Source organism: Synechococcus sp. H55.9, assembly GCF_047462355.1.
Classification (GTDB): domain Bacteria; phylum Cyanobacteriota; class Cyanobacteriia; order Thermostichales; family Thermostichaceae; genus Thermostichus.
Map to the genome: position 1 here is coordinate 19,010 of NZ_JANSJB010000003.1, position 12,387 is coordinate 31,396.

General features: G+C 64.6%; 8 protein-coding genes. 2 read left to right on the plus strand and 6 right to left on the minus strand.

Annotated features, from left to right (window positions below; genetic code table 11):
• The first annotated feature begins 139 nt into the window (after nucleotides 1-139).
• Both NW857_RS00875 and NW857_RS00880 read left to right on the plus strand, forming a co-directional pair.
• Nucleotides 140-1,747: a copper resistance CopC/CopD family protein gene (locus NW857_RS00875; protein ID WP_414367718.1), complete on the plus strand. Its 1,608-nt coding sequence runs from the start codon at nucleotides 140-142 to the stop codon at nucleotides 1,745-1,747.
• A gap of 116 nt (nucleotides 1,748-1,863) precedes the next feature.
• Nucleotides 1,864-5,550 (plus strand): tetratricopeptide repeat protein, encoded by a 3,687-nt coding sequence (locus NW857_RS00880; RefSeq protein ID WP_414332916.1) that lies wholly within the window; start codon nucleotides 1,864-1,866, stop codon nucleotides 5,548-5,550.
• A gap of 8 nt (nucleotides 5,551-5,558) precedes the next feature.
• Here NW857_RS00880 and lysS read toward each other — a convergent pair whose 3' ends face one another.
• From lysS to NW857_RS00910, 6 genes are all read right to left on the minus strand, one after another.
• Nucleotides 5,559-7,094: a lysine--tRNA ligase gene (gene lysS / locus NW857_RS00885; protein WP_414332918.1), complete on the minus strand. Its 1,536-nt coding sequence runs from the start codon at nucleotides 7,092-7,094 to the stop codon at nucleotides 5,559-5,561.
• Nucleotides 7,095-7,141: 47 nt separating this feature from the next.
• Complete coding sequence (locus tag NW857_RS00890) at nucleotides 7,142-7,909, minus strand: Uma2 family endonuclease (protein WP_414367720.1); 768 nt, start codon at nucleotides 7,907-7,909, stop codon at nucleotides 7,142-7,144.
• 492 nt (nucleotides 7,910-8,401) lie between these two features.
• Nucleotides 8,402-9,814 carry a DNA repair protein RadA gene (gene radA / locus NW857_RS00895; protein ID WP_414367738.1) on the minus strand — a complete coding sequence of 471 codons (1,413 nt, stop codon included), beginning with the start codon at nucleotides 9,812-9,814 and terminating at the stop codon, nucleotides 8,402-8,404.
• Between the two features lie 89 nt (nucleotides 9,815-9,903).
• The gene (aroC, locus tag NW857_RS00900) at nucleotides 9,904-11,040 is read right to left on the minus strand and encodes a chorismate synthase (RefSeq protein ID WP_414332920.1); all 1,137 of its coding nucleotides are present in this window, start codon (nucleotides 11,038-11,040) and stop codon (nucleotides 9,904-9,906) included.
• A 123-nt stretch (nucleotides 11,041-11,163) separates the two neighbouring features.
• Complete coding sequence (locus NW857_RS00905; RefSeq protein WP_414332922.1) at nucleotides 11,164-11,904, minus strand: pantothenate kinase; 741 nt, start codon at nucleotides 11,902-11,904, stop codon at nucleotides 11,164-11,166.
• Nucleotides 11,894-12,387, minus strand: a 494-nt coding sequence (locus NW857_RS00910; RefSeq protein WP_414367722.1) for an AMMECR1 domain-containing protein, incomplete at its 5' end; no start/stop codon positions are given. The genes NW857_RS00910 and NW857_RS00905, both read right to left, overlap by 11 nt.

Sequence of the window (12,387 nt, forward strand, 5' to 3'; positions counted from 1 at the left end):
TACCGCTGGATCCAGGTGGCGCAGCCGGGGGAGGATCCCAAAAACCTGCCAGAGCCGGCGCCGCTGCTGAAGCTGACGGACAAAGGAGAGACCCACGGCCACGGCCATGGCGCTCGCTAGCCGGGTTGCCGCTGGAATCATGTCTTTTTTGCAAAAGGGGATCCTCTTCTGGATTCGGGTTGGTCTCCTGGGCACCCTGCTGTGGGTGGGCGGGATCCAGCCCGTTTTTGCCCATGCCAGCTTGCTCTCCACCTTTCCCGAAGATGGAGCGATGCTGCAGGAAGCGCCGGCGCAGGTGCGGCTGGTCTTCAATGAACCTGTGCAGCTCACGCAGCTCCAGGTTCTGGACGGCAACGGCCAGGTGCTGCCCCTGGAAAACTTGGTCGGCACGGGCAACGCACCGCAGGGGGATTTGCCGGCGGAGATCCCGGAAGGGGTTTACATCGTCAGTTGGCGGGCCATCTCTGCCGATTCTCATCCGGTGAGTGGTTCGTTTGCCTTTCAGGTGGGGACGGCGGATCCGGGGCTGTTGCCAGCGCCAAGGGCAGCCCAAGCGGGGGATCCCTTCTATTGGCCGCTGGTGGGAGTGCGCTGGGGGATCTACCTGGGCAGCCTGTTTGTGGTGGGCGTGCTGGGCTGGTGGCGGCTGGTGCGGGGGCGGTCGGGCGCTGCAGATGAAATAGAGCTCTCTGCCGAGGCCTGGGCTTTTGCGGCTGCCTGGCTCACCCTCAGCCTGACGCCGGTGGCTTTGAGTTTGCACCTGGCCCAGCTCTACCCCCACTTTGCCGGGCCGGAGCTGCTGAGCGTGCTGGCCTCTCCCTATGGTTGGGGCACGGGGCTGCGGCTGGTGGGGCTGGGGATCCTGATCTGGGCCTGCGAGGGCGGCCCTGGCTGGGCCAGCGGATTGGGGTCGATGGCGGTGATTGGCTCGTTTTTGCCCATCGGCCATGCCCTCACCAGCAAGTATCCAGTAGCAACAATGGCCCTCTTGGGGCTGCACCTGGCCGGCTCGGCTTTTTGGTTGGGGGGGTTGTGGGGGCTGGAGCGCCTGCTAAGCCATTCGCGCCAGCGGGACGGAGTCTTTGAGTTGACTCCCCCCGCAGTAGGCCTCATCCAGCGGTTTTCCGATGTGGCCACCTGGGCCGTGCCGGGGCTGGTGCTGGCGGGGGTGGGAATGGGCGGGATCCACCGCGGCTGGGACTGGGATCATCCCTACGGTCAGTACCTCTGGGCCAAGCTGCTGCTGGTGCTGATGATCCTAGGGTTGGCCGCCCACAACAAGTTGCGGCTGCTGCCGGCGCTGCGGTCGGGGGTCTGGGCGGCGGCTCGATCCCTGCGCCGGATCGTCCGCCTAGAGCTGGTGGGGCTCGTTCTGGTGCTGGCCTTGACCAGCTTCCTCGTGGCCCAGGCTCCCCCTGGCCCTGGGGTAGTCTCGTCCTGCCAGGAGAAATTGAGCTGGCCGGAAGGCAACTTGCACCTGAGGATTCTGCCCTGTCGTCCTGGGGAGAATGAAATTCGGGTTGAAGTGAAAGGGATCCCGGCCCAGGAGCTGACCCTTGGGTTCTCTCTGCCGGAACAGGGGATCCCCCCTTTACGCCGCACTGTGGCGCCGGCTGGGCCCGGCCAATTTGGGGTGGAGAATGTGCCCCTGGCCCTGGCGGGGGAATGGCAGATCGAGGTGAGACTGTTGGTCGGCGATTTTGAAGAACGGCGAGGCCAGATCGCGGTTTCTCTCCAGCCAGACTAAGACACCCGCCAACCGCCGAGCCAGGGGCTCTCCGCTCAAGGGGGCCAGCCTGTGGCAGAATCGAGCCAGCCTGCAAAACAGCAAAAGGCTGCGCTGCTCAGGTGACCGGCTTGGCTATGGAAGACAAAATCAGGGCGGGAACTGTGCTCAGGGGGCGCTACCGCATTCTCCATCCCCTCGGGGAAGGGGGATTTGGTGTGACCTACAAGGCGGTGGATCAAGACACCTTCGATAGCCCCTGCGTCGTCAAGCGCCTTCGCCCCCTCTCTACGGATCCCTACACGCTGGCCACGGCTCGCAAGCTTTTTGAGCGGGAAGCCAAGGTTCTCAACCAGCTCAATCACTTCGACCAAGTGCCCCGCCTGCTGGCCCACTTCGAGCAGGATCAGGATTTTTACTTGGTGCAAGAGTTTGTTGCCGGCCATGATCTCAGCCAGGAGCTGATCCCGGGCAAGCCGCTGGGCGAGGCCGAGGTTTTGCAACTGTTGCGGGATATTTTGGAGATCCTGCGCCATGTGCATGCCCACCAGATCATCCATCGGGATATCAAGCCGGCCAACCTGATGCGCCGCGATGCTGATGGCAAGTTGGTGTTGATCGACTTTGGGGCGGTGAAAGAGGTGGGACGGCTGGTCAGCCCTGCCCCCGGCCAGACCCAGTTGGCGACGGTGATCGGCTCGGTGGGCTACATAGCGCCGGAACAGCTCAACGGCAAGCCCCAGCCCTGCAGCGACCTTTACGCCGTGGGAGTTCTGGCTATCCAAGCCCTCACCGGTCGTCCCCCTCAGAAGATCCGGGATGATCCCCGCACCGGCCAGCTTATCTGGCGGGATCTGGTTCAGGTCAGCGAGGAGCTGGCGGAGATTTTGGATCGCATGATCTGTCCCCGCTGGCAAGAGCGCTTTCAGTCGGCGGCTGAGGTGCTGGAGGCGCTGCGGCCCCTGCTGCCCAGTCCTGACGAAGCTGTTCTGGCGGTGGATCAAGTTCTGGCAGCGCGCCTCTTGACCCGTGGACAGGAGAAAGCCCGCCAAGGGGATTTCCAGGGAGCAATTGCCGACTATACCTTGGCCATTCAATTGGATCCCCGCAACAGCCGCGCCTACAGCCAGCGGGGCAGCGCCCGCTACAAAAGTGGAGACTTGGCAGGGGCTATCGCAGACTACACCCAAGTTATTCAATTGGCAGGGGATGCCCGCGCCTATTTCAACCGGGGCATCGCCCGCTACCGGCTGGAGGACTACGAGGGGGCTGTTGCCGACTATACACAGGCTCTCCGCCTCAACCCGCAATGGGCGGTGGCCTACTACAACCGCGGCAATGCTTACCGGCAACTGAATCAGCAGCAGCAGGCCATTGAGGATTATTCGCGGGCCATTGAGCTCAACCCAGAGGATGTGCGGGCCTATTTCAACCGCGGCGTGGTGCGCGGCCATCTGGGAGATGCACAGGGGGCAGCAGCAGATTTTTCCGAGGTGATCAAACGGGATCCACAGGATGGAGAGGCTTATTTCAACCGGGGGGTGGCGCGGGCCCAGTTGCTGGATCTGCAGGGGGCTGTCGAGGACTACACCCAAGCGTTGCAGTTGGATCCTGGCCAGGGCAAAGCCTATTACCGGCGGGGCCTGGCCCGACAAGTGTTGGGGGATCCCCAGGGGGCTGTTGAAGATTTTTCTCAGGCCATAGCGCTGCGGGCTGCGGAAACGGGCGAACTTTCTGGGACAGAGGCGGCTGCCCAAGCAGATCTCTACTTGCAGCGGGCCATGGCCCACCTGAGCAACAACGCTCTGGAGCCGGCGCTGGCCGATTGTGAACAGGCCCTCGGCCTGGATCCCAAGCTGTCGCGGGCCTATCTCTGCCGGGGCTTGGCCCGTCAGGGGCTGGGGGATCCCGGCGGCGCCCTGGCAGACTTCAACCGTGCCCTGGAGCTGGATCCCCAGATGGCCAAAGCCTACCTCAATCGGGGCATTGCCCAGCTCGATTTGGGCAACGTCGCCGCGGCTCTGGCGGACTTGAGCCAGGCCATCGCTTTGGATCCCCAAGATGCCGGTGCCTACAGCAGCCGCGGGCGGGTTCATCGGCTGCTGGGGGATCTGCTGGCGGCCCTACAGGATTACACGGCTGCTCTGGAGCGGGATCCGCAAAACCCCCAGCTCTACTTCAACCGCGGCCAACTCCATGCGGAGCGGGAAGATTGGTCGGCAGCCTGTGAGGACTTCTCGCAGGTGTTGCAATGGGCGGCCCGGCCTGGGATCCCGCGCGGGTCGGAGCTCTTGGTGAATGCCCATCTGGGCCGCGGCATGGTGCGACAGCGGCTGGGGGACTGGCAGGGGGCGCTGGCCGATTTCGACCAAGCTCTGCAAGGAGATCCTCAATCAGGCTTGGCTTATTTCCATCGTGGCCAGGTGCGGGCTGCCCTGGGAGATGGGCCGGGGGCCATCCAAGACTACCACCAGGCTTTGGCGCTGGGGGCAACCGTGGCCGAAGCGGACATTCGCCGAGATCTGGCGCGGGTGCACGCTCAGACGGGGGATCTGCAGGCGGCCCTAGAGCAGTTGAACGAGGCGGTGCGCCTGCAGCCGCAGCGGCGGGATCTGCGCCAAGAGCGAGCCGAGCTCCATCGGCAATTGGGCCGGTGGCAGGAAGCAATTGCCGACTACGATGAGGTGTTGCGGCAGGATCCCCAAGACTGGACGGCTTGGTTAGGACGGGGCATGGCCCATCGGCAGATGGGCAACTTGGCTTCTGCCATTCAGGATCTCAGCCGGGTTTTGCAGCAGGATCCCGACCATAGGGAAGCGCTGTGGCAGCGGGGACAAACTCTGCTGCAGTTGGGCCAGAAGGAAGCGGCCCTGTCCGATCTCGACCGCCTGCTGCAAAGGGATCCCCACCACGGGATGGCCCGCCTGGCCCGCGGCTCCCTCTTGAAGGAGCTGGGGCACCCTGCGCAGGCCGAATCCGACTTTGACCAGCTCATCCAGGAAAAGGCCCAAGAGGGGGAACAGAAGCTCTCTCTGGAAGCCCACCTGCAGCGGGCCCAGGTTCGCCGCCTGCGCCACAACCTGGAGGGGGCGGTGGCCGATTTGGATCGGGCCTTGGAGCTGGCCGGCCCCGGGGCTCCGGAAGCGCTGGTCACGGCCGCCCTGCTGTACCGGGGCTTGTGTCACCAAGAGAGGGGGGATCTGGCCGGGGCGCTGGCGGATTTCACGGCGCTGATCCAGCAGCAGCCGCAGTCTTCTCAAGGATTTGCCCTGCGGGCAAGGGTGCATCTGGCTTTGGGAGACAAACAGGGGGCGTTGGCGGATCTCGACCAAGCCCTGGGTCTCAACCGGGACTGGGGAGTGGCCGATGCGGCCCTGACCTACCGTCAACGGGGGGATCTGCATCGGCAGGCCAATCGCCCTGAACTGGCCATTGCCGACTACACGCAGGCCCTGGCCTTGAACCCACAGGAGCGCACTGCTTTGCTCTGCCGAGCTCTCTTGTGGGATCGCGCAGGGCAGACGGACAAAGCTCTGGCAGACTACACTCAACTGCTGCAACTGGAGCTGGATCCCCAAGAGCGCGTCTGGGTCTTGAACAACCGCGGCTGGGCTTGCGCCCAACAGGGGGATTTCTCGGCGGCCATCCGCGACTACACCCAAGCCATCGAGATCGACCCCTGCCACCTCAACGCTCACTACAACCGCGCCCTGGCCCGGGCTGCCTCTGGGGATTGGCAGGGGGCCTGCCAGGATTTCCAGGCTGCCCTCCAGATCCAGGAGTACCAAGGTCGGCTTTTGGAAGAGGCCAGTCTCCCTTTCTAGGGATCCACTCAAGCCTCCTCCGCACCTTCTCCCGTCTCCGGTCGCAGCAGCGGGAAGGCGATGACATCACGGATGCTAGGGGCGTCGCACAGCAGCATCGCCAGACGGTCGATGCCGATGCCCAGGCCGCCGGTGGGAGGAAGGCCGTACTCCAGGGCGGTGAGGAAGTCCTCGTCGAGAAAGTGGGCCTCTTCGTCTCCGGCTGCCTTCAGGGCCGCCTGGGCCTCCAGCCGCTGCCGTTGGTCTACCGGGTCGGTCAGCTCCGAGTAGGCGTTGGCCGTCTCTCGCCCGACGATAAACAGCTCAAAGCGCTCCGCCAACCCCGGCTTGCTGCGGTGGGGCTTGGTGAGCGGACATACCTCCAGGGGATAGTCCAGAACAAAAGTCGGCTGGCGCAGACGGCTTTCGCAGCAGTGCTCGAAGGCTTTGACCAGCAGCTTGCCGGGGGAGTCCTGGGGGGAGAGATCGGGGATCCCCTGCTCGGCCAGGGCGGGCAAGAGCTCGGCGGTGGATCCCTTTTCCACGTCGATGAAGATGCCGGTGGCCTCTTCCACCAACTCCTGTATCGTCACCCGCCGCCAGGGTGGGGTGAGGTCGATGGCTTCCCCTTGGTAAGTAATTTGCAGGGATCCCCGTACCGCCAGGGCGGCGTTGCAGACCAGGGTTTCGGTCAGCTCCATCATGGTGTGGTAGTCGGCAAAGGCTTGATAGGCCTCTAGCGAGGTGAACTCCGGGTTGTGGCGGGTGGAGATGCCTTCGTTGCGAAAGACCCGCCCAATTTCGTACACCCGCTCGATCCCGCCCACCACCAGCCGCTTCAGGTGTAGCTCGGTGGCGATGCGCAGGTAGAGATCCAGATCCAGGGCGTTGTGGTGGGTGATGAAAGGCCGCGCCTCCGCCCCGCCGGGGATCACCTGCAACACCGGCGTCTCGATCTCCACAAAGCCCTGCTCCTCCAGGGTCTGCCGCAGGGAGCGGACGATCTTGGCCCGGTCGAGCAAGGTTTGCTTCACCTCGGGGTTGACGATGAGATCGACGTAGCGCTGGCGGTAGCGTTTCTCCACATCCCGTAGGCCGTGCCACTTGTCGGGCAGGGGCAGCAGCGCCTTGGTCAGCACCTGGTACTCGTCCACCCGCACCGACAACTCGCCTTTTTCGGTGCGCTTGAGACAGCCCTTGGCTCCCAGCCAGTCGCCCACGTCGAGGAGCTTGTCCAGGTTCTTGAAAGCCAGCTCTCCCATGTGCTCCGTCAGCCGTTGCTTTTCTAGGTAGAGCTGGATGGTGCCGGAGCGATCCTGAAGGGTAAAAAAGGCCAGTTTGCCCATGACCCGCCGCGCCCGGATCCGTCCGGCCACGGCCACCTGCACATCCTCCCGCTCGGCGCCGGGCTCGAGATCGGCAAATTGGGCCTGCAACTCGGCGGCCAGGTGGGTAACCGGGAAAGAATAGGCATAGGGCAGGATCCCTTGCTCCTGCAGGTGGCGGGCTTTCTCGAGACGGGCGGCCCGTTGGGCGGCTTCACTGCTGCTGGGGAGAGTGGACATAGGAGTAAAGGGAATAGAGGATTTCAGGAACGGACGGGATCCTTTTTTTACTCTTCCGGCGGCGCGATCCCGTGGGAACGCAGCAGCTCCAAAAGTCTTTCGGCCCGTTGGCGTTCTCTTTCGGCCCGCTGCTGCTCTAGGGCGGCCTTTTCCTCGCCGGTGGGCAAAACTTGGCCCTCTCGGTCACACCAGCGCAGCCATTCCGTGTTGACGCCCTCGAAGGATCCCTGCCAGAGGGTCAAGCCCAGGCCAATCTCCTCCAGCCAAGTGGAATCGAAGGGAACCAGCTCTCCCCCCCGCCGCTGAAAAAGAACCAGCGGGGATCCCTGTAACTCCCGCAGTTGCCGCAAAGGATCGTACACCCCGTAGTAGGCCACCCCAGCGCGGGCATAGTCCCTGAGTTTGCGGCCCAGCTCTTCCCCCTCGCGGTTGGAGACAATCTCAATGACCACGTCGGGGGGCTTGCCCATCTCCCAGACGAAGTAGGTGCGATCTTCCTTGCGCTCGAAGCTGGCGGGGGGAGCCACCTCCAGGCTGAGCATGACATCGGGCACCAGCGGCGGCAGCTTGAGGGCGTAGAACAGGCCGACGTTGGCCGTGGCCAAGAAGGGGATCGGCTCGCCGCTGTCTTTGGCCCTGGGTTGAAAGGAAGCGTAGAGGGCGTTGGTGAGCAGGCGCTGCAGCTTCTCTGAGTAGATGCTATCCACAGGCTGGTCGTCCTCGATTGTCAGGTCGCTGACATCCGGTGGCGGCGGCGGTGGAAACTCCGCTGCTGGTGTCGAGGGCTTGAGGGGGCTAGAAGGTGCAGAAACCATGATGCCGGGATCCCTTGCAGGGTTGCTAGGGGCTGCTCGGTTGTTTGTCGATCAGCCGATATGAAACCATCTCGAGGGTAGCAAAGGCTGCTGGGAAAAGGGTGACCAGAGAGCTTCTCCAATCCCACGCCAGAGACAGAAGCCCAACCCTGGGCTTGCCTCCTTGAGCAGAGCAAGAGACAAAAAATCCTGCCAGACCTCCTCAGCTTTGGCCGGATCCCTTTTGGAGAGCAGCTAGCGCTCTGCTTGGGCGTTCAAGCGGGAGACGATCAGGTACACCACGAAGATAAACAGGGCCACCAACGCCATAGGTCGATCCTTGGTCAGTATCTTTCGCCAGTGTCTGTAGGATAGGGTGCCCACCCGAGCAGGGATCGAGTCGCTGTCCTTGCATAAGACTTTACTATATAACGCTATAGATATGACATTTGCCCGCAGGTTGGTTCTCGGCGGAAGATCGACTGCCGAGCTGGGCCAGTTGGGGATCCCCTCTCACTGGGTAGGCTCGGAGCTGGGCAGAGCCACCAGCAGGGCCTCCAGCAGCCGCTGCACCCGGCTTAGGCGCAGGCCAGCGTCGGCCAAAACAGGGCTGTTGGGGATGATGGCGTGGCGGAACCCCAGCTTGGCGGCTTCCTTGAGGCGCTGCTCCAACTGCGGCACCGGGCGCACCTGTCCCCCCAGGCCCACCTCGCCAATCAAGACTGTAAAGGGATCCACCTGGCGATCCCGGAAGCTGGCGGCCACGGCCACCGCCACCCCCAAGTCGGCAGCCGGCTCGGCCACCTGGATGCCGCCGGCGGAGGCGATGTAGGCGTCGTATTTGGAAAGCGGGATCCCCACCCGTTTTTCCAGCACCGCCAAGATCTGCAGAAAGCGGTTGGGCTCGATGCCGGTGGCGGTGCGGCGGGGGGAGCTGTAGCTGGTGGGGCTGACCAGGGCCTGCACCTCGACCACCAAAGGGCGGGTGCCCTCACAGGCGACGATGGTGGCTGTTCCTGGCGTGGCCTGATCCCGGCTGCTCAAAAAAAGCTGCGAGGGGTTGTCTACTTCCACCAAGCCAGAGGCAGTCATCTCGAAAACGCCGATTTCCTGGGCTGCCCCAAAGCGGTTCTTGACGGCGCGCAGCAGGCGGTGGCTCTGAAAGCGATCCCCCTCGAAGTACAAGACGGTGTCCACTAAGTGCTCCAGCACCTTGGGCCCGGCCAGGGATCCATCTTTGGTGACATGGCCAACGATGAGCAGGGCCACCCCCAGTTTTTTGGCCACCCGCATCAAGAGGCCGGCACATTCCCGCACCTGGGAGACGGATCCCGGCGCTGAGCTAAGCTGCCCCCAGAAGATGGCCTGAATGCTGTCAATGATGGTCACCTGCGGCTGCAGAGCCTGGATCTCGGCCAGAATGGCCTCCAGCTCGGTCTCGGCCAATAGGTAGAGCTGCTCGCTTTCTATCCCCAGCCCCTCCGTCCCGCCGAGGCGATCTGCACGCAGCTTAATCTGTTGGGCCGATTCCTCCCCCGACACGTACAAGACAGGCCCGCCCTTGGCCAGATGAGCGGCAGTCTGCAGCAGCAGAGTGCTTTTGCCAATGCCCGGATCGCCGCCGATCAACACCAGGGATCCCGGTACAATGCCGCCCCCCAACACGCGGTCGAACTCGCCAAAGCCCGAGGAAAGGCGGGGGTGGCGATCCGAGTGCACCTGAGCGAGAGGAAGGGCTGCCTGGGGGATCCCGCTGCCGCGGCTGCGCGGGGGGACAAGACGCTGGGGTGACCCAGACTTGGGAGAGGGGGTGAGAACCACCTCCGTCAGGGTATTCCAGGCGCCACAGTTGTCGCAGCGGCCCAAAAACTTGGGATAGCGCTCGCCGCACTGGCTACACTCCCAGACGGTTTTGGCCTTGGCCATGAGCAGGGATCCCGCCTCTTTCTCAGGATACAAAGACTCGATCCCGCTGGCGCAATCAGGATCTCCGCAAGGGCTCCGACCGGCTGCCGCTAACTGTGGGGCACAGGAACGGCAGGAATGGGCACCTCCGGCAAGACTAGGGATCCGCACTGGCCGTGGTGGCGCAGCAGATGGTCACAGAGCACCAAAGCCACCATCGCCTCCACCATCGGCACCGCCCGCGGCAGCACACAGGGATCGTGGCGCCCCCGCGCCGCCAAGACCGTCTCCTGCCCGTCGAGGGTGACCGTGCTTTGGGGCTGGCGAATGGTGGCGGTGGGCTTGAAGGCCACCCGCAGGACGATATCTTCCCCGTTGCTGATGCCCCCCTGGATGCCGCCGGAGCGGTTGCTGCGGGTGCGCCAGCCGCTGGGGGTCATGTAAAACTCATCGTTGTGCTGCTTGCCCGTCAGGTAGGTGCCGGCAAACCCCGACCCAATCTCAAACCCCTTGCTGGCCGGCAGCGACATCACCGCCTTGGCCAGGTCGGCTTCTAGTTTGTCAAACACGGGGCAGCCCAGCCCGCGGGGCACATTGCGGGCCACGCACTCCACCACTCCCCCGAGAGAATCCCCTTCCCGCGCCGCTGCTTCGATTTTCTCAATCATTGCCGCCGCCGCTTCTGGGTCGGGGCAGCGGACAATGTTGGCTTCCACCTGCTCGGCTGTTACTGAGCTGGGATCCACCTGCGCCTCCACGTCTTTGACCCGCTGCACATAGGCCAGGATCTCCACCCCTGCCGCCAGACGCAGGATCTTCTTGGCAATGGCCCCGGCGGCCACCCGGCCAATGGTCTCCCGCGCCGAGGCCCGTCCTCCCCCCTGCCAGTTGCGGATGCCGTACTTGGCCTGGTAGGTGGCGTCGGCATGGGAAGGGCGAAAGGTGGTGGCCATTTCGCGGTAGTCCTGGGGGCGGGCGTCCTGGTTGCGCACCAGGATGTGGATGGGCGTGCCCAGCGTAAAGCCCTGGAAAACCCCGGAGAGGATCTCGCAGCGATCCGCCTCCTGGCGCGGCGTGGTGATGGAGCTCTGGCCAGGGCGGCGCCGATCCAGCTCCGCCTGGATGTCGGCCTCGCTCAAGGGCAGCCGCGGTGGGCAGCCGTCCACCACCACCCCCACCGCCCCCCCGTGGGACTCGCCGTAGGTGGTGACGCAAAACAAGACGCCGAAGGAGTTGCCGTTGGCCATGGGATCCCTGGGTTGCCAAGAGGTAGAGAAGCTGCCCGCTCCGTTTGCGCTAGCAGGACAGAGTCCTTCGAGGCCTGAGCGAGCTCTAGGGTTGGGGATAAAAAGCCCCCAAGCGACTGTTTTCTATTCTGCACCAGGGAACTGCCGAGCAGCGCGGTGCAACTGACGGCAGCCGGCAATCCCCCGCAACACCAGGTGGGGATCCCAGTGCAGTTCCCTGTCCAGGGGGCGCAGGTGGGCGTAGAGCAGCTCGCCATCGCCGCCGGTTACTAGCAGGGGCCCCTGGGGAAAGCGGCGCCGCCAGTCGGCGATGAAGTCCTGCAAGCCGGCCAGCAGGGTGTGGAGAATGCCGCTGCGGATGGCAGCCCCAGTGTCCCTGGCCCAGCGGGGGGGCAAGGGATCCGCTGCCTCCCACTCCACTTTGGGCAGGCGGGCGGTGTGGTCGGCCAGTGCCTGTGCCTGCAGCCCTAGGCCGGGCAGGATCGCCCCTCCCAGCAGGGATCCCTCCGGGTCAGCCCCCGTCAGGGTTAGGGCGGTGCCGGCGTCGATGACCAGACAGGGCCAGCCGTAGTGGATGCCGGCAGCCCAGACGGCCAGCGCCCGATCCAGCCCCAGGCCGGGGTAGGGATCCCGCAGCGGCACCTGGGAGAGTCCAAGGCAATGCACCCACGGGGATCCCGGCGGCAAAGGGGCAGAGCCAACGGCAGCCAGCCACAGCTCCGTCTCTTCCGGCCAGGACAAGGGCCGGTGGGCAGGGAACTGTTCCACCTTGACCAAGGTCTCCCCCACAAACCAGCCCCAGCGCACGTGGGTGTTGCCCAGCACCGCCGCCAGCCACCGGTCGGGTTGGGCCTCAAAACTCATGCAGCAGCTCCGCCTCCACGCGAAACAGCTCCACTGGCTGATCCGCAGGGATCCCGGCCAACCTTTTGGCGGTGGAAAGCTGCCATTCCGTTGTCAGGGCTTCTCCGGGCAGCAACACCGCCCCCCGCGTGCCCGTGCGAATGAACAGGCCCATGCGGGTGGGATCCACCTGCTCCAGCGAGGGGATGGGCACCACCCGTCGCACGATGGCCACCTGGATGGACGCCGACTCCAGCTCCCCAGGTCGCAGGGGCGGATAGCGCCAGTCGCGGGTAACAGCCCCCACCGCCGCCCGGATGGTGGCCCTGGCCAGATCGCCGCCGGGATCCAAGCTGCCCCAACAGCCGCGGGGCCGTCCCTCCCTGGTCACCGTAACAAAAACTCCCGCCGGGCGCCGCCAGTGGGGCGGGATCTCTTCTGGGGCGGGCAGCACCTGGCCGGTGGCGAAGTAGTGGGCGATGGCCTGCCGCGCCAGGGCCGGCA